Raw genomic sequence first — 22,178 nt, forward strand, 5'->3', positions numbered from 1 at the left:
TCACGCCGACTCCCTGCGGTCCAGGTTGTAAATCGACGTGGGACCACCATAGCCCATATTTGAGCCCTGCGCACCCGACTGCCCCGGAGATTCCGGGGCGGCCTGAAGCGACGGATTGTTTTTACTCGCCTTGAGCTGCTCCTTTTCCTTTCGGCTCTTTTTGACATCCTTCACTTTTTCGTCGTGGGCGTGGCGCTTGTGGGCGCTTTTCTCCAGCCCCGAGCTGAGGCTCTTCAGGTCCTTGAGGAGGTTGTTCAGGGACTTCTCCACCGGGAAGGACCGCAGGAAAGCCTGGCCCATCTTGTCGCCCTCCACGCGGGTCCCGCGGCAGTGCACACGGGTCTCGCGCTGGAGGATCTCCAGCTTGGCCTGCATGTCCAGCACGACCCTGTTGAAGTCCGCGAGGTAGTGCGCGTAGGCGGCGGGGTTCTGCGCGATCTCGCGCAGCGCCGCGTTCGGGTCATCGAAGAAGGGCCTGCCTTCGGTAGTCACGGGGGTCCTCCAAGAGGGGTCGGATCTGGTGTACTCGAGGTGCTGTTGGCTGCTTCCGGCAGTCGCGGCGAGGGCCAGCCCGCTTGCTTCGGGCTGGCCCTCACTGGTGTGTGCCGGGGGTGGTTCAGGAGAGGTACTTGTCGGCGTCCTCGGGCCGCAGCAGGCCGGCCTCCTTCAGCAGGCGGACAGCGCGGGGCTGGTTGACGGAGAGGTCTGTACGGATGCGGTAGAGGGTGACGTAGCCGTCCTCGTCGCGCGGGAGGGCCTGTACGAGCGGGATGAGTTCGGCGTCCGTCCGGGCGGGTGTACCGGGTCGGTCCGTACCGGCTGTACGGCCCGACCCGATGGTTCCGGTTGCGCGGGAGGCGGCGGTGGCCGTACCGGTACGGCCACCCTGTACGGCGTCGCGGCCGGCCTGTGTACGGACGCTGACCGTGCCGGTGCGGTCCTGTACGGCCGCGTGCGCCGTACCGGTACGCCTCGGGGCCGTCGTACCTGTACGCGCCGCGCCGTCCGGGGTGGTGTGTACGCCGTATGTACGGTCGCTGTACGAGCTGGTCAGCGCCCCTGCGCTCCCGTCGTGGGGGGAGGGGAGGGGGAGGGCGCCCGCCGGGTCCGTACCGTCGTGTCCGGCGGCCGTACCGTCCGCTCGTCCGCCGAACTCGGCGGTGTACAGGTCGCCGTGAGCGGGCTGCGTACGGCCGGGCGCGATGCTGTCCGTACCGTCGGTCCGGCGGTGCGTACCGGTGGCCGTACCGGACGGCGCGTCCGTACCGTCGCGGCCGTCCGTACCGTCGTCGTGCATGAGGGTGTGGACACGCCAGATGACGGCCACGAAGATCAGGACGACGAAGGTAGTGAGCGGCCACGGGGCCGACCCGCCCTCGGGGACGAGGTGCGCCTGCTCGGAGAGGTGGAAGACGACGTTGGCCGACGCCATCAGCAGCAGCGCGGGCGCGATGTCCCGCTTGGTGCGGAACGCGGTGACGCAGTAGACGTCGATCGACACCGGCAGGAGCGGGGCGACGTACTCGTTGATGCCGACCATGCGGGCGAGCTCGTACTCACCGGAGGCGGCGAGCCCGACGCCGGCGGCCAGCGCGATCCACGGCGCCATCTTCCACAGCTTGCCGCCGAGGTTGCGACGCAGGCCGCGCCACTTCGAGGCCGCCTTCTTGGCCTCGCGGGCCTCGGCCAGCAGCCGGCGGGCGCGGGCCTCGTCGGCCTGCGCCCGTTCGGTGACGGCCTTGGCCTTGCGCTCGGCCTCGGCGGTGATGCGCTCGGACTCCTTGTGCGCGGCCGCGCGCAGCTCCTGGGCGACGGTCGTGGCCTCGGTGCGGAGCTTCTCGCGCTGCTGGTCGCACGCCGCCTTCAGCCCCGCGAGCTCCTCGGCCAGGGCCTGGCTCTTGGCGGCGGACTCGGTGTCGAACTTCTCACCGAGCTCGCGCAGCTCGGAACGCAGCTCCGCGCGGGCCGTCTCCGCCTCGGCGGTTACGGCGGCGACGTGGGCGTCGGCCTCGCGACGCCGCTCGGCGGCCGCCTCGACCGCGCCCGCGTACAGTGCCTCCGCCTCCGCCCGCCGGGCGTCGTACAGCTCGGCGGCGGCCTTGGCGAGCTGGGCGTGCCGCTCACGGGCCTGGCCGACCTCCTTATTCGCGGCGGCGAGCAGGATGTCGGCGTCCTCACCGGCGCGGGCGAGGATCTGCCCGGCGTCGGTGCGGCGGGAGGCGACCAGGGCGGCGATCTCGGTGAGGTCGGCCTCGGCCAGACGCCGCAGCTCGGCGACCGCCGTCGCGGTGGCCTGCTGATCGGCGGCGGCCAGCTCGGTCAGCTCCAGGACCTGCGACCGCGCCTGGGCGAGAAGCTGGTCGGCGCGGGCCTGAGCGTCGGCCAGGAGCCGGTCGGCCTCGCCGCGCAGCTGCCGCGCAGCCTCGCGCGCCGTCTCGGCCTCGGTGGTGGCCGCCGCCCGCTGGGCGGTGGCCTCCTCCCGGGCGCCGGCGGTGACGGCCTCGGCGCGGGTGCACGCGTCGGCCAGCAGAGCGGCGGTCTGCTCGTGGGTGTCGGCGACGGTGCGCGCCGCCTGCTCCTCGGCCTGCGTCTGGAAGGCGAGGGCCTGGTCGCGGGCGGTGTCGATGAGGTCGGCGGCCCGGTCGCGGGCGTCCGCGACCCGGGCCAGCGCCGCCCAGTCCGTCTCCGGCACCGCCGCCGCGTCCCCGGCGGTCTCCGGCTCCGGCTCCGGGGCCGGGGCCGGGGCCGGGGCGGCGGGGGCGGACAGGGTGGAGGCGGTCGGCTGCGCGGCCGCCGCGGCGGTCGGCTTCTTGGTGCGGGCGGTGGCCCTCTTGCGGGTTCGAGTGGCGGCCACGCCGCCTCCTTCCAGGTCGGGTGCCGCCCCGGGAGGCCCGAGGCGGCGGTACAGGGTGGGTGGGTCAGCCGCGCGGGCCGGGCAGCTCCGGGCGGCCGTTGGCGGTGGTGTGCTGCTGGGTGAGCCAGGCCATCGCGGCCGCGGTCATGCCGTCGGCCGCGATGTCGCTGTTCAGGGGGGCGGTGTCGATGTCGCGCATCGCGTCGACGGCCGGCAGCAGCCGCATGTAGTCCGGGTTCGCGAGGGGGATCGGGGGACCCGACACCAGCGGGGTCAGGTAGTAGGTGCTGTGGAGGCCGACCCGGTCGACGCGGCAGACGAAGGTGTGGCCGGCCTGGCCGGTCCAGAACTTCTCCGGGTCGCGGTACAGGACGTACTGGCCCTGGCGGAACCCGCCGGCGGGAACGGTGATGGTGTGCTGGGCGCTGTTGCGCACGAGGGGCTCCTCGGTGTGCTGGTGGGTGGGGCCGTGCTGTCCGGCTCCCCTCGGCTCCGCCCGTACCGGCACACGGGCCGGGACGGGCGGAGGAGGCAACCGACAGGCAGGAAGGGGTCACTTGACGCCGACGAAGCGGAACGCTGCGAACGCGGTGCCGCGGGGGTCGGCGGTGGCCTGGACGATGCGGTCGGCCTCGGCACCGTCACCGCGGTTGACGGCGTCGGCCGCCGCCCGGGCCGCGTCCCAGTCGATGCCCGCCGCCGACGTCGAGACGGTGGCGGTGGGGCGGTGGAGCCGGGCGCGGAGCGTGCGCCAGGCCCGGCGGAGCGGGCGGGCGCGGCGGGCACGGGTGACCCGGGCGGCGGCGTCGGCGTGCCCGAGCTGGTGGAGGATCTGCTCGGAGTCGTAGTCGGCGGCGGTCCAGCCGTCGCGGCGGATGGTACGCATGGCGCCTCCAAGGGCGAGGGGGTCGAGCCGGGGCGATGCCCGGATCCGGGGAGGGCGAAAGGCCGGCGGCCCGTCAGACGGGCCGCCGGGTCCCGCGCGTGCGGCGGGGGTGAGCAAAAAGTTCGGCGGTGCTCCCTGCAGGCGGGAGCACCGCCAGCACGCCGGCGGCCCGGGCGGGCTCAGCGGCGCTGCTGGGCGAGGTGGGCATGCCAGGCGTCCTGGAGACGGGAGAACCGCTCCATCAGCGGCGCTCCCGTCCTGCACGGCGCCTGCGGGGTACAGCCGCAGCGGGCGGAGTGGGAGGTCCACTCGCCGACCGCGGCCATGTACCGGACGTACAGCGGGTGCTGCGCCCGGGTCACGCCGCCCGTCCCCTGTTCTGCCGGTCGCGGGCGGCGGCGCGGCGCTTCATCCGGCGGCGGTCGTCCTCGCTGAGCCCGCCCCAGACGCCGTAGTCCTGACCGGACTCCAGCGCCCACTGCAGGCACGCTCCGCGGACGGGGCAGCGGGCGCAGACAGTCTTGGCCTCCTCGATCTGCAGCAGGGCCGGGCCGATGCTGCCGGCCGGGAAGAACAGGTCGGGGTCCTCGTCCAGGCAGGCCGAGCGGTGGCGCCAGTCCGTGGCGGCCTCCGTGGGGGTGGCGGGGGAGTGGGCGGTGCGGACGAGGTGAGGGTTCATCGGGCCACCGCCTGGGAGGCGCCGCCGCAGCGGCACTTCCAGTAGGTGCAGAGCGGGCAGGCGTCGTCCGCGGCCTGGGCGGGCAGGCCGGTGCCGGCCATCTCGGCGAGCGTGCGGCGGGCCCGCCGTCCCGCGAGGCGGGCGCGCTGGTCACCGTCGTCGACGAGGTGCCGGACGAGCTGGTGGAACACCGTGAGGTCGTCGGGCTCGTACCCGCGCTGGTTGTCCGCGTCCTCGATGTCGTCGATGACCCCGGCGCGGATGCGGGGGGTGATGCCGCCGGTGCAGCGGCAGGACTCGAACGTCCCGCCACAGGCACCGCACTTGCCGGTGAACTGGGGGCGGAGCTGTGTCATGCTGACCTGCATCAGGTCCTCCACTCAAGGTCCTGGACAGCCCTCGGGGGCCTCATCCCCGGGGGCTGTCGTCGTGGTGGCGGGTCGTACGACCGGCCACGACCAGCGGCCACCCCCTCGGCGCAGTAGGGGGTGGCCGGTGATCGTGAGCGTCCGTCCGGGGCCGGTGGGTCAGGCGGCGGCGTACTCGGGGCGGGCCCCGGAGCGGACCGTCCGGCGCAGACGGTCGGCGTAGGGGAGCAGGACGTCGACCAGGCGCTCGCGGACGAGCGCGGTGATCGACGGGTCGGCCGCGAGGATGTCGCGGCCGGCGTCCACGCGGGCGGCGATCGCGGCGCCATGCTCGACGGCGAGCTCCTGGCGGCGGTCGGGCGGGACGATCAGGACGGCGGCCGCGTACCGGCGCAGCTCCCGGACGGTGCCCGCCGGCTCGTACATCGCCAGCGGCGTGCCCCAGACGGCGTCGGCGTCGACCTCCGCGTCGTCGAGGTCGACGAGGAGCGGGGTGTCGAGCTCGTCCAGGAGCGCGAGCGTCTCGGCGTCGAACGCCTCGCCGGTGCTGGGCTGGTGGGGCATCGGGGTCAGGGTGGCGGGCATCGGGACCTCCAGGGTGCGGTGAGCGGGCAGGGACGGGAGCAGACGGCCCCAGCCCCGACCCCCGCGCAGTGCGGGAGCCGAGGCCGGGGCCGGGGCGGTTGTGCGGGTCAGGCCGCGAGAGCGGGCTTGCGGCGGCGGGCGCCGAAGAGGGGCTTGCGGCAGCGGGCGGTGTACGCGGCGGCGGTCTCGCCCGGGGCCGGGGCGGGCAGCTCGGCCCGGATCTTGGCCACCAGCTTCGTGTGCTTGGACTGGTCGGCCGGTGTCAGCGGGCGGTGCAAGAGCGTGGCCAGGTGCGTGTAGGCGGCGCGGGCGAGGTGCTCGTCGAGGACGTCGCTCGCGGAACGGTCCGGGGCGGCGCCGGCCAGGACATGCAGGGTGCCAGCAGCCAGGGCACGTACGGAGCGCCGGTCTCCGGCGGTCTGCGGGGTCATAGCCGGCAGGGCGCCGGCGGGGCCGTCGACGGCCCGACCGCGCGTGGTGGGGATCGCGTCGGCCGGAACCGTACGGGCGGCGTCGGCCTGGCGGGCGGCGGGCATCGCGCGCTCCCACTGGGTGCGCCGGTCGGCGGGACGGTCCTGGGGCCGGGCGACCTTGAGGGTCTGGACGGTGGCGCGGCGGTGCCGGGTCACGTCGACCGCGAGGCGCTCCTCGCGCGCCCACTCCTCGTATTGGCGGCTCCAGGTGTCCGCGCTGACGTCGACGTCGACGAGACGGTTGCTGGAGCCGCAGCGGATCGCGGCGTCGACGCCGGCCCGGCCGGTGTGGTGCGGGACCGTCTTGAGCAGGTAGGTGCCGCGGTTCGGGGTCAGGGGCACCCAGGTGTCGCAGGCCGGGCAGACCAGCGAGATACGGCGCTTCTGGGTGGACTCGCCCCGCCGCATGTCGATGTGACCGGGCGACAGGGTCGACAGGACGATCGGGGCGAGGGGGCTGACGCGGGAGGTACGGGTGCGGCCCCGGCGCTTGGCGGCCGTGGGCATGGCGAGCTCGGGCATGGCGACTCCTCGGCAGGAGAAGGGGAGGGTGTACGCGGGGGCGGATGCTCTCTCCACCCGCCAGGTCCACGAGCCAGAGGCCCGCGTCCTGGCGGATAGACAGCACATCAGCGCTGAGGTTGTACAAGCAGTCCTGCCAGCCGGGGGGTTTGGTCTTGGCTACCGCCTCCGGCCACCTGCCCGACTCCGAAGAGACAGGCTGCAGAAACTGCGGTGGCTCGACTACGCGGTGTTCCCGGGGGATCACCGTCTTACATACCTCAGGTTGCCTCAGGTACCCTCAGGTGTCAAGCGGTATAGTGAGGCATCTAGATATAAGAGAAGGAGGCGAGGCGACATGCCAGGGCAACCGCGGGCCGACAATCGGCCGCCATACGCGCGCATCGCGGGTCACTACCGCGACCTCATCAGCTCCGGGGAGCTGGCGCCGGGCGACCTGCTGCCCAGCATCCGCGCCCTGGCAGATCAGTGGGAGGTCAGCACCGCAACAGCCGACCGCGCTATGAAGCTGCTGCGAGGCGAGAAGCTGGTCAACGGCATCCCGGGCGTTGGCACCGAGGTCATGGCGCGCCCCGTGCCGCTCGCATCCGGGTCGGAGCGCCACGATCGGAGCGCCACGACGAAGTCGTCGTGGGGCGTGGGGGAAAAGTCCTCCGGTCACACTGCGGGTATGGCGCCGGCCCCCGAGGACATCGCGGATGCACTCGGCATCGAGCCTGGCGAGGACGCGATTCGCCGAAGCCGTGTCTACCGAGATACTCACGGGATCGTCTCCCACTCGACGTCCTGGATCCCGGCGGAGTTCGCCGAGGTGCTACCCGCGCTCGCACGCAGCGAGCGCCTCAAGGGCGGACTGTCGCTGGATCTCATCGCCGAAGCCACTGGGCGCCACGTCGTACAGCGTGTTGATGAGGAGACGGCGCGCATCGCCACCGCCCAGGACCTCGAGCTCCTAGAGCTGGAGCCCGACACGGTCGCAGCGATCCTTGTGCTCACGGCGCGCTTCCTGGATGCCGACGGCGAGCTGCTGGAGTACGGCGTGGACCTGGGCGCCCCCGGCCGTACCCGGCGGACGACATCTGAGGTGCTGCGATGACCCGCCGCAATGCCGGGCGCCCGGTTCTCACACCTCGCGCGATCCTCATGTCGGGCCTCCAAGGCGCGGGCAAGACAACCCTTGCCCGCGCCCTGGAGACGGACGGCTTCCGGCGTCTCTGCCCCGACGAGGAGATGTTCCGCCGCTATGGCCACTACGGCCGGGACTTCCCCCGCGGGGAGTTCAGGATCAGGGAGGCACCCGTGCTCAAGGACATCGCCCTTGAGCTCGAAGAGCTCCTGGCGGCCGGACACGACGCCGTGGTCGACCACGGCTTCTGGACTCCGGAGGAGCGGGCCCAGTGGGCAGCGACTGTGGTGAAGGCGGGCGGTGAACCCATCCTGATCTACCTGCCGCTCCCGCACGAGGTGCGCTGGGGCCGGATCCGGAAGCGCAACGAGCAATCGCTGATCGACGCGAACTCCATCGAGTTCAGCGAGGAGGACCTCCTTCGGCATGCGGGACGCTTCTCCCCGCCGACTGATGACGAGCCGCACATGGTGTACGACGGTCACCCGGAGAACCTGCTGGCGGAGCTCCGTCGCACCCGTCCCTCCAGTGAAAGCGGTCGACACTGATCCCTCCCCTCGCCGTACCTGGCGTTCGCTAACGTCCTGTGGGAGCCATCACACCGGCGGACGCAGACAGGGGACATCACAGCGGCTTGTCGAAGCCCATGCGCACTTTCATTCACGGGCTTTCAACATCCGCGTACACATGGTTTTTGGGGGCGCGAGCCTAGGCTCGCGGCCATGACGATGACGGAGGGCCAGAGGGTGGGGAAGGACCGATCGGGGTGGAGGCCAGACCGACTGCGCGAGCAGCGGGAAGCCCACGGCCTGACCCTGGAGAGAGCTGGCGAGCGTCTGCGTGCCGTCGCCGAGCAGGCCAAGCTCAAAGGCATCCCGGCGGCGAATCCGCAGACCCTCTGGCAGCACGAACAGGGCGAGGTCTACCCCGGCCCGCACTATCGGCGCGCCTACTGTCTCCTCTACCGTGCGACCGAGCCCGATCTCGGCTTCAGGTTCGCGCTGCCGGGCGAGGAGACGTCCTTCAAGCTCACGCCGACGGACGAGCGGGTCAACGGCGCGCACGTCCTGGCTGTTGAGCGGGCGATTCACCGGATCGCCCCGGGCAGCGACGAGGCTGATCACCTCGGTCTTCAGCAGCGCATCATCGATGCCTGGAAACGCAGGCACACCGGCGGCGATCCGCACCGCCCCGTCCTGCTGCTGGTCGGGGGATACGCCGGGAGCGGCAAGACCGAGCTCGCCCGCTTCTTCGTCCAGCTCACCGGCTGGCCGCTGCTCGATAAGGACCCGTTGACCCGACCGCTCGTGGAACGTCTTCTGGTCGCGCTGGGTGGGGACCCGAACGACCGGCACACGGAGCTCTACCGGGAGCAGGTCCGCTCGGTGGAGTACGACTGCCTCATGCAATCCGCCATGGCCAACATCCGCTGCGGAATCAGCACGGTACTCAGCGCCCCGTTCATCGCGGAGATGACGGACTCGACCTGGATGCAGCGGCTCTCCAACAGAGCGGCGTCCATGGGCGTCGACGTCTTCCCGGTCTGGGTTCGGTGCGATGAGGAGTCGATGCGCGAGTACATCGGGTTCCGCTCTGCGGCCCGGGACGCGTGGAAGCTCCAGCGGTGGGATGAGTACATGGCCACGATCGACCTCGAACTGCGCCCGGCAGTGCCGCACCTGGTCGTCGACAACCGGCTGGGCACTGCGGTGACGCTCGCGGACCAGGCCCGGCAGGCGATGGGGGCGATGTACTCGTGACCGGACGTCAGGGCGTGATCCTGTACGGCCCGCCGGCGGCGGGCAAGGACACCGTCACCGCCGCGCTCACCGGCCTGAACTCGCGGTACGCGCAGTTTGCCCGGCTCAAGGTCGGGTCCGGCAAGTCGGCTGGCTACCGGATGGGTACGGCGGAGCAGTTGCACGAGCTGGAGGCCGCGGGCGACGTCGTCTATGCGAACACCAGGTACGGCAACACCTACGTGATCGACCGGCCCGGCGTCGACGCGGCGCTCACGGCCGGGGTGCCCGTGGTGCACCTCGGTCAGATCGACGGCATCCGTGCGCTGGTCGACGGCTACCCGGCCGACTGGTCGGTGGTGCTGCTGTGGTGCCCGCGTGAGGTGACCGAGCAGCGGTCGGCGGGGCGCGGCGACAGCGACACCGCGGCGCGCCTGGCGGCGTGGGATGCGACCCGCGAAGACCTGCACGCACACCCGGATACGCCCTGGGACCTGACCGTGGACACCACGGCGGCGGCCCCGCAGGACGCGGCTCGACTCATCGACCAGCTGCTGGCGCAGCGAGCGGGGGCGGCGTCGGCATGACTGCGGGCTACGGGTGGGCGAGTCGGTCCAGGGCGTCGGTGAGCGTGAGCTCGCTGTCGTCTTTGACCTCATGCCACCGTGCCAGCGTGGACGCGGCCGCGCGCAGCATCTCCGGCGGAAGGCCGGCGGCCGCGAGCGTGTCGGCGGCCTCCTCCAGTTCCGGGCCCCAGCGCCAGGCGCGCGCCGCCGTTTTGGCCACGTACTCCGGTTCCGCGAGGTACGAGTCGGTGCGCCGGGAGGCGACCTCGATGAGCTCCTGGTCGACGCCGTGCTCGCGCGCCATGCCGACCGCGAGCGCCACCAGCACTCGGCTCGTCTTCTGGAACGCGGCGTACGACAGCTTCAGCGCGGACGCCTGCCCCACCTTCGTACCCAGTACCGCCGTCCGGACGGCGGTGCCGGCGAACAGCGCTTCGATGCGCTCGGTCTCGCCGATCGGGCCGGACAAGTACAAGGTCGGTGTCTTGCCGCCGACCGGCGGGGAGCCGACCACGCCGCCGTCCACGACGGTCGCGTCCGGTTCGAGCAGCGCGGCGATCCGCTGTGCCCGCTCGGGATTGATGGCGTTCGCCTCCACGTACACCCCGGCGAAGCGGTGCGCGGCGATGTCGCGGGCCAGGTCCTCGGCAGCCGCGGGCGGGCAGAGGCTGATGACGATGTCGCTGCGGTCCAGCAGCTCGGCCAGCTCGGCCACCGGCGTCAGGCCGAACCGGGCGGCGCGCGCCGCCGACGCGGTGCTGCGCCCCGTGTCGCACCAGAGGACCGCGGCTGCGTTGATCGTGGCGCAGGCGGCGACGGCGGCGCCCATGCTGCCGGGGTGGAGGATGCCGACGGTCGGCTGGTCCACGGTGCTACTCCGAGGTCTCGTTGAGCAGGATGGTGATGGCGTCGGTGACGTCGTCGACGACGTGGTGCGCGTCGAGGAGGCCGTCGGGCCAAGGGCGGCCTCGCAGCCAGATGGTGCGCAGCCCGGCCTGGTGGCCTCCGCCGATGTCCCCGGCCGCGTTGTCGCCGACCATCCAGCCGCCGTCCGCGAGGCTCACTCCACAGCGGGAAGCCGCGAGTTCGAAGAGGCGCAAGTCTGGCTTGCGGATCTCCAGGTCGCCCGAGACGGCGACGCCATCGACCAGGTCGGCGAGGCCGGTCGCAGCCAGTTTGGCTCGCTGGATGTCGCCGGCCCCGTTGGTGACGATGCCGATCGTCCATCCGGTCGCGCGCAGGCGGGCCAGGCCCTCGAGGACGTCGGCGCGGCAGGTGACGGTGGCCGCCATGAGGTCGACGTACTCCTGCCACAGATCCGCAGCCGGCGCGTCCAGACCGAAGGTGTCGCGCAGCCGGGCGAAGTCCTCGGCGGTCGCGCGATCGGCCAGCTCGGCGCGCAGCCACTGGTCGGCTTCCGGGGAGAGCCCTCGGGATCGGCACAGGGCGGTCAGGGCGTCGCTGAGCGCCGCCCGCCGGTCGACCAGTGTGTTGTCCAGGTCGAAGAACGCAAGGCGGGTCACGGACACGGACCCTACCCGGCTGGCGGCGGAGCTGAGTTCGCGCTGCGGCTGCTTCCCGAAACGAGATCACTTGGTGTATGTTTTCGGAGAACGTCAAGTGAGATGGAGGGTGCTATGTCGGATCCGCTGCGTCGAGACGATGCCCTGGTGGATGCTGACACGCTGCCCCCGCCGCACATTCGCCGGCAGCTGCGCATCGCCGCGAACCTGACCCAGGAGGAAGTCGCCGAGGCCCTCGGCGTCAGGCGCCTCGCCGTCGTCGGATGGGAAGCCGGCCGTACGCAGCCCCACCGCAGCAACCGCCTAAGGTACGCGGAGTTCCTCCGCGGTCTGGCTAAGGAACACCCGTCCGTTGCTCAGGGGGGTCCGCGTGAGGACTGACCTCAGCCTCGGTTTCGGGTACGCCGACTCCGCCTTCGATTTCGAGGGGGTCGGGGTGACGTAGCCGCCACCGGCCGCGCGCGCCAGATGAGTGGACGGCAATCCACTTCGGCCTCGCGCGGCCCTCCATGCCGACCATTAGGTCGGCCGCCCAGCCCCCGGTTCGCACCCGGCTCTGGGCTCCAGCTCATCGAGCTGGGTCTTGCAATTCACCCGCAGTACCCGGTCCGCAAGGACCACGCACCACCGCAGCGGCCCCCCGGCAAGGGGGCTTCTGCACAGCACCGCCGAAGCGGCTTCACCACCGAAGTGGCTTCTCCGTTCCGCCGGCCCCTGCAAGGACCTTCGGAACGCCCGTCCGAATCACCTCAAGGAGAAAGGCTCGCCTCTGGTTCTTCGTCCGGTGCCCGCTCCTCACGGAGGGGGCGCCCCGCCCATCTGCTGAGACATACACCCGGTGATACGCCGGGCGATACAAAAGGCGGTCGTTCTCATAGTGCACGACATTGGTGTCCCTTGTCAGCTCCGCGGTGACCGTTTCAACCCGGTTCGGGTTGCCGGTGTGTCCGGTCCCATCGGGTTCGCGCGGCGTTTTGTAGCGTTCTGTCTTGATCGTTCTGAAGTTCGATGCCGCACCGTTACTGCTGGTCAGGGCGGTATCGACGTCGGCGTCCACCCGCTCCGGGTGGACGCGACGGCGTCGCTGTCCGCCCGGGTGTTCAAGGGCTGCGCCTCCGCCAGTGCTCGGCCTCTGTCCACAGGCTGGCTGGGTCATCGTGCCCTGGTGATCACCGCTCGCGCTGCTGCGCCCTCCGTCCGGCCCGCTCCCAGCGGGAGTGTCCGCTTTGGCCGGTACACCACGGCCATGACCTGCACCGCCCTGTCCGCTCCGGCAGCTCTCCGCGCCCGTGCTTCCTCCGTCGTACTCGCCGGAGGTGCTCGATGAGCGCTTCGACGGCGGCGACGGTGCCCGACCTCGACGACGATGCGATCGCCGCGCCCCGGCTTCCCCGGCCGCGTCGCGCGTTGCGGTCGGTGCCGGCTTCCGGGCGACCGGGGGAGAGTGGCTCGGATGACCCGCTGCGTCTGGGCCGAAAGATGCGGCTGCGGCTGCTCGCCGCGGTCCAGGCGCTGCTGGCAGATCCGTCGATCGCCGGGTTGAAAGACGCGGCGAAGCTGGGGGTCCTGGTGCTGTACGCGAAGTCGCGGGCGCCGGAGGGCCGGGGGGACGATCTGCAGTCCTACATCTGGGGTCCGGAGCTGGGCCGGTGGCTGGGCGTGAAGGAGTCCACGGTCCACCACAAGGTGCTGCCTCCTTTGCGGGGCACGGATGCGCTGCACACGCAGGTGGTGACCGACCACCGAGGACGCCCGGTCGGGCTGGACTGCCTGGTCATGCCGCTGTGGCGTGCTCACCGCAGCAAGGAGGCGCGCTGCCCTCTGGTGCTGTCGAAGGCCGAGCTGGCGACGCTGCTGCGCCTGATCGAGGCCCTGTTCGGGCCGGGCTGGTCGCCGGAGGACAAGGAGCCGACGCCGCCGGGGATCCTGGCCGGCCGTACGGGCAAGGGGGCGGCGACCGACCGGCTCGGGCTGCTGCTGATGGTGCTCAACGCCCCGGCCTCGGGCTGGCTCCGTCTGTGCGGCGGGTCGGTGCGGGCGAAGGAGGGGCGCGGGGCGGCGACGCTGGCGCGCCTGCTGGGCTGTTCGCCGGCCGGGGCCCGGAAGGTCCTCGCGCGGCTGACGGAGGCCGGGGTCGTGGCTCGGAAGCACCGGGATACGGCGACGCGGATGCGCGGCAAGGGCAGGGTGATGCTCCTGCCGGTTGCTTACGCCTACGGCCGCCGCTTGTCCTCCATGGGGGCTGTTCAGGAACCGAAGTCCTCGCTTTCGGTGCGTCCTGATGGTGCGTTCGGAGATCTTGGTCCGGCCGAGGACACCGATGCCCTTGGTACGTCTGGAATCGGGGGTGCTCAGGAGGCCGAAGAGGCGGCTGATCCGGTGCGTCCCGATGGTGCAGAGCTCCACACAGACCACACACCGGTAGTTACTCCCGTCGTTGATCTCTCGCTCGTTGATGGCTTTTCCGGCGAAGGCCGTGGGGGGTCCGGCGATCTGCCGGACCGCGCGTACGTGCGCGAGGACCAGGCCGTCAACGGCGAGACCGATGTTGCCGAGTCCGAGAGCCCGGTGGCCGAGGTCAGCCCGCTTCGCGGTGAAAAGCCCACCAAGTCACTCGTCGACGAGCAGGAGCGGGAGGGCGGCGTTGCCGCTGGTGCCGGTGCCCGGCTGACGGTCGTGGGTGGTCGAAAGACGCAGCAGCAGGGGCGGTCGGAGCTTCCCGCCGATGGTGACCTGCGGGTGGCTCTGACGCCGGTGGCCTGGCTGTGGACGAAGCTGAACCGCTGGCAGCAGGACCACGTTGCGGAGGCCGCGAAGGCGGAACTTGCCCAGCTGCGCCAGGTGCTGGAGTGGTCGGGGCAGGCCCCGTCCGTGCTGGCTTCCCGGCTGACGTCCCGGCTCGAGGAGACCGGCGGCGAGGCCCTGGTCGCCCGCCCGTACGGCTGGATCACCCACCGCGGGCTGGTGCGCCGGCCGTCGTGCTCGGACGTACGGTGCGACGACGGCGCCCGGATCGACACCGGGGCCGACTGCGACAACTGCGCCAACGTCGGGCACTCGCGCCGGGCGTGGCGGGTGCGGATCGCGGCCGAGGTCGACCAAGAGCTGGCCGGCCTGGGTCAGGATGCGCGGTACCGGGAGATCGAGGCTCGAATGCGGCATCGCGCCGAGGCCGAGGCCGCCGACCTGGTGGCCCGTCAGGCCGAGGCCCGGGACCGGGCTGAGCGGCGCGCGGCGTTCCGTGCCGAGGCAGGGGAGCGGGCCGCTGCCGAGCGGGAGCGGGCGGCTGTCGAGGCAGCGGTCCGGCAGGCCGTGGCGTGCGCGGACTGCGGCCGGGAGGGGTCGGCCGGGCTGTGCGAGGCGTGCGACCACCGGCGCCAGACCGAGGCCCTGATCGGCGAGGCCGGTCTCCTCGCCGCGACCTGGTCGGCCGACCCGACCGACCCGGTCGCCATCGCGGCCGTCACCGCCGAGGTCCGTACGGCCATCGAGGACGCCATCGCTGCCGCGTGGACCCAGTTCCAGGAGATCACCGACCCGGCGGCCCTGGAGGCAGCCGACCCGGACGCCGTCGACGACGCCGTCGCGCACAACGCGTTCGTGACCGCCGAGAGCGCGGCCGCAGAGTACCGGCACGAGGCCCTGGTGATGCTCGGCCGCAGCACGGAGGCGCAGGCCGAGGCCCGCAAGGCGTTCGCAACCGAGCTCGCCAAGCCCTGGTTCCGGGCCGTGCCCGACAGCGACGACGCCCAGCGCGCCGCGACCGAGGCCGCCGCGCAGGCGCAGAACCGCACGGCCGACCACCTGCTCGCCGTACGGCTGGAGCAGCTGCATGCCCAGGCCCGCCGCGGGCCGGTCCGGCCGGTGCCATGGACGCAGCGCCTGCCCGAGCTCGCCGCCGTCCCGGTCGACGGCCACGTCACCGAGGCGGTGATCGCATGACCGCCGAGCTGTCCGGTGTCGACCTCGCCCGCCAGGCGCTCGCCGCGGCCCGGGAGGCGGCGAAGAAGAACGGCGCCCGCGTCACGAAGGCGAAGCGCCGCACCGGCACGGCTCTGCGGCGGGACGGCCGCGAGCCGCTCGGACTCGGTGCGGCGATCAGCATGATGATCACGGAGCGCGGCCTGGCCGCCCCGGCCGCCGGCGGCAGCGTCCTGGCCCAGTGGCCCGACATCGCCACCGCCGTCTCCCCGACCCTGCCCGCCCACGTCCAGGCCACCGGCTACGACTCCGAGACCGGCCGTCTCGACCTGCGCCCCGACTCGCCCGCCTACGCGACCCAGCTCCGCCTCCTGACCGCCCGGATCATCGCCGCCGCCAACGACCACGTCGGCACCCAGGCGGTACGGGCGCTGCGGGTCCTGCCGCCCGGCGCCGTCGACACCACCCCGCCCCCGGCCACCGACCGGCCCTCCCCGGGCGCGGCCGCGGCCCCGGCCGGGCCGGTGAAGACCAGGGAGACCGCGTCGGCCGGCTACCGCCTCGCCCTCGAAGCCCACCGCACCGCCGTCGCCCCCACCCACCAGCCTCCCGCCGCACCCGCTGACAGCGACTCCTCCCGCACCCCCGCCTCCGCCGTCCACGACGCCGCCATCCGCCGCACCCGCGCCGAAAGCGCCGCCGCATGACCCCGGCACGTCCAGCGGCCTTGCCGCCCTCCGGGGCGTCCAGGGTGACACCGGCTCCCGGTCGGCTGCGCCCGCCCGCCTGATGGGCGTCGAGCCGGTGGCCTTGAAGCTGCTGGCTTGACGTCGTGCGCAGTTCAGCGGCGTCGACCTCGCTCGCCAGGCAGAGCAGCGCCGAGACGAAGAAGCCGAGGCGGCGCACCGGCGCCGCCGTGCGGAGGGTCGTCCGCGAACCGCCGCGGCCGCGGCCGAGCTCGCCGAGCGAGTGACGGCGGTGAGGTTCGGCGCGGACACGGGCCACTTGGGCGTCGCCCCCGGTGCCCCGGTGTACGGCATGAAGGTCTGCTGGCTCATCGGTGATGACCCGGAGGGTTCCTGTCCGGAACTGTCCCGGACAGGAATTTCTCTTGCCCGGCCCTTTTCGCCGGTGCCAGGTTCTCGGTGCCACTTCGGATCAACACGAGGAGTTCGAGATGCGCTTTGCCAAGACCGCCGCGGTAGTGGCCGCTGCTGTGGCCGCCCTGGGTGCCGGAGCTACCACGACGCCCGCCTACGCCGCGGGCGGTACGGCGCCGGCGTGCGTCAAGCGGGTGGTGGGCTACACGATGGACGGCTTCTACGTGGGGCTGACCAACACCTGCACGACGACCATGCGGGTACAGGTCGTCGTGCAGTACGCCCCGGACAGCCAGTGCTACACCCTGGCTGCTCGGGGCGGGTACGCGCACTACACCTACGAGGGTCTGACCGGCGCCTACGACCGGACCGCGGTCTGCTAGCGGCCAGGACCGCTGCCCCACGCGGCACGCGCCCCTCCTCAGGCGGCGGGTACAGGTGTGGGGCAGCGGCGCGTCCACCTCGCACGAAGCGCCAAGATCAATCACGCCCCACTGCGCAAGCGGCCGGTTCACCTCCGCCTGGACCAGCCCGTCGACGTCGGGCGAGGGGCGGCGCGACTCGCGGGGCGGCCCGTCAGGAGGTCTAGGCGTCGTACCGCCCCCTACGAAGGGGCCCCGCGCCGTGCGAAGTACGCGGGGCTGCCCTCGTGCCCACCCGTCCTGGGGGTGTCCCGTGACCGTACGACGCGGTCGGCCTTCCGGCGCCTGGGGGCGGGCCGTACGGGGTACGGCGACGTGCGCTCGTAACCGTCAGAATGCCGGGCCTGGCGGGCCATACCCCTTGGTCGGCCTCGTACGGCGGGCACAGCGACAGGCAGGCACCTCTAGTGCCCGAACCATCGTCGCCTCAACCCAGCGCTACGGCGTACGTCTGCCGCCTGGGTCCTCACCGCCGCAGGCCGTGGAGTGCGGTGGCGAGGTTGTTGCGGCTGGCGAGGGTTTCGGGGTGCTGGGGACCCAGGACCCGGATGCGAGCGTCGAGGACTTGCTGGTGGAGGTCCGCCGCCTCCTGCACCCGCCCAAGGCCAAGGAGTGCGGTGGCGAGGTTGTTGCGGCTGGTGAGGGTGTCGGGGTGCTGGGGACCCAGGACCCGGACGTGGGCGTCGAGGACCTGCTGGTGGAGGTCCGCCGCCTCCTGCACCCGCCCAAGGCCAAGGAGTGCGGTGGCGAGGTTGCCACTGCTGATGAGGGTGTCGGGGTGGTCGGGGCCCAGGACCCGGACGTGGGCGTCGAGGACCTGCTGGTGGAGGTCCGCCGCCTCCTGCACCCGCCCAAGGTGATGGAGTGCGGTGGCGAGGTTGTTGCGGCTGGCGAGGGTTTCGGGGTGCTGGGGACCCAGGACCCGGATGCGAGCGTCGAGGACTTGCTGGTGGAGGTCCGCCGCCTCCTGCACCCGCCCAAGATCATGGAGTGCGGTGGCGAGGTTGTTGCGGCTGGTGAGGGTTTCGGGATGGTCGGGGTGGTCGGGGCCCAGGACCCGGACGTGGGCGTCGAGGACCTGCTGGTAGAGGTTCGCCGCCTCCTGCACCCGCCCAAGGCCGTGGAGTGCGGCGGCGAGGTTGTTGCGGCTGACGAGGGTTTCGGGGTGGTCGGGGCCCAAGACCCGGACGCGAGCGTCGAGGACCTGCTGGTGGAGGTCCGCCGCCTCCTGCACCCGCCCAAGGCCGTGGAATGCGGTGGCGAGGTTGCCACTGCTGGTGAAGGTGTCGGGGTGGTCGGGGCCCAGGACCCGGACGTGGGCGTCGAGGACTTGCTGGTGGAGGTCCGCCGCCTCCTGCACCCGCCCAAGGCGACGGAGTGCGGCGGCCAGGTTGTCGCGGCTGACGAGGGTTTCGGGGTGGTCGGGGCCCAAGACCCGGACGCGAGCGTCGAGGACCTGCTGGTGGAGGTCCGCCGCCTCCTGCACCCGCCCAAGATCATGTAGTGCGGTGCCGAGGTTGTTGCGGCTGGTGAGGGTGTCGGGGTGGTCGGGGCCCAGGACCCGGACGTGGGCGTCGAGGACTTGCTGGTGGAGGTCCGCCGCCTCCTGCACCCGCCCAAGGCGACGGAGTGCGGCGGCCAGGTTGCCACTGCTGGTGAGGGTGCCGGGGTGGTCGGGGCCCAGGACCCGGACGTGGGCGTCGAGGACTTGCTGGTGGAGGTCCGCCGCCTCCTGCACCCGCCCAAGGCCGTGGAGTGCGGCGGCGAGGTTGTTGCGGCTGACGAGGGTGTCGGGGTGGTCGGGGCCCAGGGTTCGTGTGGCGGTCTCCGTCGTGAGCTGGCCCAGGGCGAGGCTCTGGGCATCGGCTCGGTGCTGCTGCAACGGCTCCATCAGCTGGTTCATGCGCTGGAGAAGGGTGGTGTCGTCGTGGTTGGCGGGCAGGCCGGCGACGGCGATGGCGTGGAGTGCGAGCCGACGTACGTCGGCCGGGTCGGTAGCCGGGGTGTCGACGAGGCTGGCGAGGGTTCCGTCGATGACCTGGACGATCCGCTGGGCGAGGGCTGTGTGCCATGTTCCCGCATCGGCAGCTTCGTTGACGGTGTGGGCGGTGATTTCGCGGATGAGGGGGTGGAGGGCGACGGCTCCCGGGATGGGGCGGCCGTCGGGGGTGGTGGGGACATCGAGGAGGCCGTAGGTGTGCAGGCCGTTGACTGCCGCCTCGACCGCGGGCACGGTGGCCGGCTCTCCCGAGGCCGTGGAGACGAGTTCGGGGGTGAGGTAGGAGAGGGGAACGGGGGCGGGGGCGAGCAGGGCGAGGAGCCTCAGCACGGGGCGGGCCAGGGTGACGCCGTCGGTGGCGAGCTGGTCGAGGGAGAGGTCCCAGGTGTGTGCGACGACGGTGCGTGCCACGTCGGGGTTGTGGCCTTGGGGGTGGGGGGCGCCCAGGAGGAGTCCGAGCTCCTCGCGCAGGGCTTGGTGGTAGGCGGTGAAGGTGCGGTGGCGGCTGCCGGGGGCGGCGAGGTAGAGGGCGGCGGTGTTCAGGGCGAGTGGAAGTCCGCCGAGGCGGTCGGCGAGGTACCGGGCCTCGTCCAGGGTCCCGGCGGCGGGTGCACCGTCGAGGAGGACCTGGGCGCCGTCGGCTTCTTCGAGCGGGGCCAGTTTGATGAGCTCGGCGCCGCTGCCCCAGACGGCGGGGTCGGTGACCCTGCTCGTGACCAGCAGCAGACCGGTGCTCCATGGACGGATCCACCCGCGGTACTCGTGCACCGGCCCGCTCTGCCGGCTGAAGCTGCCAGGGTCATCGAGGTTGTCGACGACGATCAGGCACTGTCCTGCCTGGGCGAGGTGGTTCCAGACGGTGTCGGCGAGGCTGACCCGCCCGGCTCGCGCGGCCTCCAGGATGTCCTCGGGCAGACCACAGGCGACGGCGATCTGCACCATCCGCTCGGCCAAGTCCGTCTCGCCGAGCCAGGGCACCCAGAACACCGGCAGACCGGACGCGCGGGCACGGTCGGCGAGCGTGGCGGAGACCGTCGTCTTGCCCAGGCCCCCCGCTCCGGCGAGCACGGCGAACCCGGCCCGCGAGCGGGACGGCCCTGTCCGCCGCCACCAGCGTCCGCGCCTGATGCCGAGCATCGCCTCCAGCCCGGCGAGCACCTCCTCGCGGCCCCGGACCGGGTGGTGCACGACGGGCGGGCCGAGCGGCGCGGCACCGCCAGCGACGATCCTGCCCACCGCCACCGGCCGGCCCGCAGGCACGCCCTCGGCCGCGTCCAGACGCCGCCCCCACAACTGCAGCACCACCGCCGTCAGGGCGAGGCCACCGAACACCCCCCACACCCACCACGGGTTGCTCGCCCAGCCCGGCACCGTCGCGGTGACGTAATTCGTGACCACCGCCAAGGCCACCGCCGCCACCGCACCACCACCCGCGACGTACGACCCCCGACGCACACCCCGACCACCCACCAGCTCCCCCTCCACACCGACCCGCCCCCATGAAGAACCTCATCATCGCCGGACCCCGCACCCGCCTGCAGGACCTTCGGCACACCTGCTGCCAAGGCAGAGCAAGACCGGAACTACTCCCTGCGGATGGCCCTCGGCCTCTGACATCGCCTCTCCCGCAACAAGCATCGCCGGGGCAGAGGAACCGCGGCGGGACGTCGGTGTCGAGCGCCAAGGCTGCGCGCGCGGCGCAGGACAGCAAGGCTCGGTCCTCCTCCAGCAAGGGAACGGGATGAGCCGCGGTCGGCCGGGCTGTGCGAAGCATGTGACCACCGGCGTCAGACCGAGGTCCTGATCAGCGAGGCCGGTCTCCTCGCCGCGACCTGGTCGGCCAACCTGAGCGACCAGGTCGCGGTCGCGGCCGTCGCCGCCGAGGTCCGTACGGCAATCGAGGACACCATCGCCGCCGTGTGGACCCAGTTCCAGCAGATCACTGACCTGACCGCCTTGGAAGCAGTCGGCCCGGGCGTCCTCGATGACGTCGCCGCGCACAACGTGTTCGTGACCGCCGAGAGCGCGGCCGCGGAGTACCGGCACGAGGCCCTGGTGATGCTCGGCCGCAGCGAAGAGGCTCAGGCTGAGGCCCGCAAGGCGTTCGCGACCGAGCTCGCGAAGCCATGGTTCAGGGCCGTGCCCGACAGCGACGACGCCCAGCGCGCCGCGACCGAGGCCGCCGCGCAGGCGCAGACCCGGACGGGCGCTGCCCGGAATGTGGGTGCTCAGCGGCGCCGGGCGGCCGGTCCTTCGTCCTCGTCGTCTTCCGCGTCGTCTTCGTCGTAGCCGTCGTCGAGGACGATGCGGATCGTGGTGCCCTGCCTGGTGAGGCCGGTCAGGGCGGTGGCGGCCCGCTGGTAGGCGGTGGAGGCCAGGGCCCAGTCGCCGCCGAGGCCGGCTTCGTTCTGGGTGTCCCACAGCACGATGAGCAGGGCGATCAGGGAGCGGCCGGAGATGGTGGTCCTGATGCGGCCGTCGGGCAGGTCGTCGATGGCGGGCGGGGTGCGGAAGTGGTCGTGGCCGGCGGCGAGTACGGCGAGCCATTCCCAGGTGTGGCGGTGGGCGATGACCTCGGCCAGGGCGACACCGGCGGCCCGCAGCAGCAGCACGCCGTGGGCGACCAGCGGGTCCTCCGGCTCGGCCGCCGGGGGCTGCGGAGCCGGGGCGGGCCGGCCGGCCGGGGCGCCGCGGTACGCGGCCTCGACGGCCCGCTTGAGGGCCTGGTCGTTGTCCTCCCGCGAGGGCTGCTCGCCGGGAGTGGGTTCGGTGGTCACGGCGGCTCCCTGCGGTGTGGCGGTGCATGCGGTCGGCTCTGGGGCGGTACCGGTGTCGGTGGCGTCGGGCTGGACGCCGGCCGGGGACGGGGGCTGGAGCGCTCCGGGCGGGACGGCGGCCTGTTCCGGGGAGGCCAGCTGTTCGCCGTCGCCCTGCGCCGGCGCCGGGGTGCGGAGGCGGTCGGCGATGTTCTCCAGTTCGGTGTGCAGACCCCGTACCAGGCCCGTCAGGGTGGCGACGTCCTGGTGCAGGCCGGGCATGGAGCGGTCGGCGCGGGCCAGGTGGTCCGACATGCTCCGGACGTGGTCCCGGGTTTCACGCTGGCCCTCGTGCAGGCCCCGGACGCGTTCCTCCAGCGCGCCGACGACCTCGCGCCGCGTCGCGTCGACACGGACGTCCAGGGCCGCGAGCCCCTCCTCCAGCGCTCTCCTGGTCTCTCTCACATCGGCGCGCGCCACAACTCCCCCACTTCGCAAAGTAATTGATCCATACCAGTGCGTAGTGTGGGGTGGAGTGGGGCATCAGGATGCCGGTACCGGGAGGCCTGTCTCAAAGATCTCCAGCAGGGACTGGAAACGATCAGCCCGGTTCGCGGATGGGTCCGCTCGTCGTCCGCGAGGGTGATTCCGGTCCGGGC

General features: G+C 72.5%; 23 protein-coding genes. 9 read left to right on the forward strand and 14 right to left on the reverse strand.

Annotated features, from left to right (window positions below; translation table 11 throughout):
* From ACZ6J5_RS33805 to ACZ6J5_RS33845, 9 genes are all read right to left on the reverse strand, one after another.
* Positions 1-492, reverse strand: coding sequence for a hypothetical protein (locus ACZ6J5_RS33805; protein ID WP_469397760.1), 492 nt, complete (start codon positions 490-492; stop codon positions 1-3).
* A 124-nt stretch (positions 493-616) separates the two neighbouring features.
* Positions 617-2,854: a hypothetical protein gene (locus ACZ6J5_RS33810; protein WP_469397761.1), complete on the reverse strand. Its 2,238-nt coding sequence runs from the start codon at positions 2,852-2,854 to the stop codon at positions 617-619.
* Positions 2,855-2,918: 64 nt separating this feature from the next.
* Complete coding sequence (locus ACZ6J5_RS33815; RefSeq protein WP_469397762.1) at positions 2,919-3,290, reverse strand: hypothetical protein; 372 nt, start codon at positions 3,288-3,290, stop codon at positions 2,919-2,921.
* A 117-nt stretch (positions 3,291-3,407) separates the two neighbouring features.
* Positions 3,408-3,740: a hypothetical protein gene (locus tag ACZ6J5_RS33820; protein ID WP_469397763.1), complete on the reverse strand. Its 333-nt coding sequence runs from the start codon at positions 3,738-3,740 to the stop codon at positions 3,408-3,410.
* Between the two features lie 179 nt (positions 3,741-3,919).
* A complete protein-coding gene (locus tag ACZ6J5_RS33825; RefSeq protein ID WP_469397764.1) occupies positions 3,920-4,102 on the reverse strand; it encodes a hypothetical protein in 183 nt (60 codons plus the stop codon).
* Positions 4,099-4,419 carry a WhiB family transcriptional regulator gene (locus ACZ6J5_RS33830; RefSeq protein WP_469397765.1) on the reverse strand — a complete coding sequence of 107 codons (321 nt, stop codon included), beginning with the start codon at positions 4,417-4,419 and terminating at the stop codon, positions 4,099-4,101. Before ACZ6J5_RS33830 ends, ACZ6J5_RS33825 begins: the two co-directional genes overlap by 4 nt.
* A complete protein-coding gene (locus ACZ6J5_RS33835) occupies positions 4,416-4,787 on the reverse strand; it encodes a hypothetical protein (RefSeq protein ID WP_469397766.1) in 372 nt (123 codons plus the stop codon). The genes ACZ6J5_RS33830 and ACZ6J5_RS33835 overlap by 4 nt, the downstream gene beginning before the upstream one ends.
* A gap of 159 nt (positions 4,788-4,946) precedes the next feature.
* Positions 4,947-5,372 carry a hypothetical protein gene (locus tag ACZ6J5_RS33840; RefSeq protein ID WP_469397767.1) on the reverse strand — a complete coding sequence of 142 codons (426 nt, stop codon included), beginning with the start codon at positions 5,370-5,372 and terminating at the stop codon, positions 4,947-4,949.
* Positions 5,373-5,479: 107 nt separating this feature from the next.
* The gene (locus tag ACZ6J5_RS33845; protein WP_469397768.1) at positions 5,480-6,367 is read right to left on the reverse strand and encodes a hypothetical protein; all 888 of its coding nucleotides are present in this window, start codon (positions 6,365-6,367) and stop codon (positions 5,480-5,482) included.
* A 337-nt stretch (positions 6,368-6,704) separates the two neighbouring features.
* Here ACZ6J5_RS33845 and ACZ6J5_RS33850 point away from each other — a divergent pair, with 337 nt between their 5' ends.
* The 4 genes from ACZ6J5_RS33850 to ACZ6J5_RS33865 all read left to right on the forward strand — a co-directional run bounded on the left by ACZ6J5_RS33850 (position 6,705) and on the right by ACZ6J5_RS33865 (position 9,819).
* Complete coding sequence (locus ACZ6J5_RS33850) at positions 6,705-7,463, forward strand: GntR family transcriptional regulator (RefSeq protein WP_469397769.1); 759 nt, start codon at positions 6,705-6,707, stop codon at positions 7,461-7,463.
* Positions 7,460-8,041 (forward strand): P-loop nucleotide/nucleoside kinase family protein, encoded by a 582-nt coding sequence (locus ACZ6J5_RS33855; RefSeq protein WP_469397770.1) that lies wholly within the window; start codon positions 7,460-7,462, stop codon positions 8,039-8,041. Before ACZ6J5_RS33850 ends, ACZ6J5_RS33855 begins: the two co-directional genes overlap by 4 nt.
* A 174-nt stretch (positions 8,042-8,215) precedes the next feature.
* On the forward strand, positions 8,216-9,253 hold the full coding sequence (locus ACZ6J5_RS33860; protein WP_469397771.1) for a P-loop nucleotide/nucleoside kinase family protein: 1,038 nt from the start codon (positions 8,216-8,218) through the stop codon (positions 9,251-9,253).
* A complete protein-coding gene (locus ACZ6J5_RS33865) occupies positions 9,250-9,819 on the forward strand; it encodes a phosphotransferase-like protein (protein ID WP_469397772.1) in 570 nt (189 codons plus the stop codon). Before ACZ6J5_RS33860 ends, ACZ6J5_RS33865 begins: the two co-directional genes overlap by 4 nt.
* A gap of 7 nt (positions 9,820-9,826) precedes the next feature.
* Here the strand turns inward: ACZ6J5_RS33865 and ACZ6J5_RS33870 are convergent, their stop codons facing one another.
* Together ACZ6J5_RS33870 and ACZ6J5_RS33875 are read right to left on the reverse strand one after the other, a co-directional pair.
* The gene (locus ACZ6J5_RS33870) at positions 9,827-10,666 is read right to left on the reverse strand and encodes a DUF1932 domain-containing protein (protein ID WP_469397773.1); all 840 of its coding nucleotides are present in this window, start codon (positions 10,664-10,666) and stop codon (positions 9,827-9,829) included.
* Between the two features lie 4 nt (positions 10,667-10,670).
* Positions 10,671-11,321, reverse strand: a complete 651-nt coding sequence (locus ACZ6J5_RS33875) for an HAD family hydrolase (protein ID WP_469397774.1) — start codon at positions 11,319-11,321, stop codon at positions 10,671-10,673.
* A 114-nt stretch (positions 11,322-11,435) separates the two neighbouring features.
* Here ACZ6J5_RS33875 and ACZ6J5_RS33880 point away from each other — a divergent pair, with 114 nt between their 5' ends.
* The 4 genes from ACZ6J5_RS33880 (at position 11,436) to ACZ6J5_RS33895 (ending at position 16,725) form a co-directional block, all read left to right on the forward strand.
* Positions 11,436-11,702, forward strand: a complete 267-nt coding sequence (locus tag ACZ6J5_RS33880; RefSeq protein ID WP_071892994.1) for a helix-turn-helix transcriptional regulator — start codon at positions 11,436-11,438, stop codon at positions 11,700-11,702.
* A 942-nt stretch (positions 11,703-12,644) separates the two neighbouring features.
* Complete coding sequence (locus tag ACZ6J5_RS33885) at positions 12,645-15,263, forward strand: hypothetical protein (RefSeq protein WP_469397775.1); 2,619 nt, start codon at positions 12,645-12,647, stop codon at positions 15,261-15,263.
* The gene (locus ACZ6J5_RS33890; RefSeq protein ID WP_469397776.1) at positions 15,260-15,949 is read left to right on the forward strand and encodes a DciA family protein; all 690 of its coding nucleotides are present in this window, start codon (positions 15,260-15,262) and stop codon (positions 15,947-15,949) included. Before ACZ6J5_RS33885 ends, ACZ6J5_RS33890 begins: the two co-directional genes overlap by 4 nt.
* A gap of 497 nt (positions 15,950-16,446) precedes the next feature.
* Positions 16,447-16,725: a beta-Ig-H3/fasciclin gene (locus ACZ6J5_RS33895; protein WP_469397777.1), complete on the forward strand. Its 279-nt coding sequence runs from the start codon at positions 16,447-16,449 to the stop codon at positions 16,723-16,725.
* Between the two features lie 505 nt (positions 16,726-17,230).
* Here the strand turns inward: ACZ6J5_RS33895 and fxsT are convergent.
* Together fxsT and ACZ6J5_RS33905 are read right to left on the reverse strand one after the other, a co-directional pair.
* A complete protein-coding gene (gene fxsT / locus ACZ6J5_RS33900) occupies positions 17,231-20,161 on the reverse strand; it encodes an FxSxx-COOH system tetratricopeptide repeat protein (protein ID WP_469397778.1) in 2,931 nt (976 codons plus the stop codon).
* Between the two features lie 389 nt (positions 20,162-20,550).
* Positions 20,551-20,673, reverse strand: coding sequence for a hypothetical protein (locus tag ACZ6J5_RS33905; protein ID WP_469397779.1), 123 nt, complete (start codon positions 20,671-20,673; stop codon positions 20,551-20,553).
* A gap of 7 nt (positions 20,674-20,680) precedes the next feature.
* On the opposite strand from ACZ6J5_RS33905, the gene ACZ6J5_RS33910 reads away from it, so the two are divergent.
* Complete coding sequence (locus ACZ6J5_RS33910) at positions 20,681-21,052, forward strand: hypothetical protein (RefSeq protein WP_469397780.1); 372 nt, start codon at positions 20,681-20,683, stop codon at positions 21,050-21,052.
* On the opposite strand, the gene ACZ6J5_RS33915 is transcribed toward ACZ6J5_RS33910, so the two are convergent.
* Positions 20,992-21,999, reverse strand: coding sequence for a hypothetical protein (locus ACZ6J5_RS33915; RefSeq protein WP_469397781.1), 1,008 nt, complete (start codon positions 21,997-21,999; stop codon positions 20,992-20,994). The genes ACZ6J5_RS33910 and ACZ6J5_RS33915 overlap by 61 nt on opposite strands.
* Positions 22,000-22,178 lie beyond the last annotated feature (179 nt).

The organism is Streptomyces sp. NPDC042100 (genome assembly GCF_055582325.1).

Bases quoted from the DNA above. Each gene is read 5' to 3' on its own strand.
- ACZ6J5_RS33820 (WP_469397763.1), bottom strand. From the start codon at position 3,740: ATGCGTACCATCCGCCGCGACGGCTGGACCGCCGCCGACTACGACTCC.
- ACZ6J5_RS33830 (WP_469397765.1), bottom strand. From the start codon at position 4,419: ATGAACCCTCACCTCGTCCGCACCGCCCACTCCCCCGCCACCCCCACG.
- ACZ6J5_RS33835 (WP_469397766.1), bottom strand. From the start codon at position 4,787: ATGCAGGTCAGCATGACACAGCTCCGCCCCCAGTTCACCGGCAAGTGC.
- ACZ6J5_RS33840 (WP_469397767.1), bottom strand. From the start codon at position 5,372: ATGCCCGCCACCCTGACCCCGATGCCCCACCAGCCCAGCACCGGCGAG.
- ACZ6J5_RS33845 (WP_469397768.1), bottom strand. From the start codon at position 6,367: ATGCCCGAGCTCGCCATGCCCACGGCCGCCAAGCGCCGGGGCCGCACC.
- ACZ6J5_RS33850 (WP_469397769.1), top strand. From the start codon at position 6,705: ATGCCAGGGCAACCGCGGGCCGACAATCGGCCGCCATACGCGCGCATC.
- ACZ6J5_RS33855 (WP_469397770.1), top strand. From the start codon at position 7,460: ATGACCCGCCGCAATGCCGGGCGCCCGGTTCTCACACCTCGCGCGATC.
- ACZ6J5_RS33860 (WP_469397771.1), top strand. From the start codon at position 8,216: ATGACGATGACGGAGGGCCAGAGGGTGGGGAAGGACCGATCGGGGTGG.
- ACZ6J5_RS33880 (WP_071892994.1), top strand. From the start codon at position 11,436: ATGTCGGATCCGCTGCGTCGAGACGATGCCCTGGTGGATGCTGACACG.
- ACZ6J5_RS33885 (WP_469397775.1), top strand. From the start codon at position 12,645: ATGAGCGCTTCGACGGCGGCGACGGTGCCCGACCTCGACGACGATGCG.
- ACZ6J5_RS33890 (WP_469397776.1), top strand. From the start codon at position 15,260: ATGACCGCCGAGCTGTCCGGTGTCGACCTCGCCCGCCAGGCGCTCGCC.
- ACZ6J5_RS33905 (WP_469397779.1), bottom strand. From the start codon at position 20,673: ATGGTGTCCTCGATTGCCGTACGGACCTCGGCGGCGACGGCCGCGACC.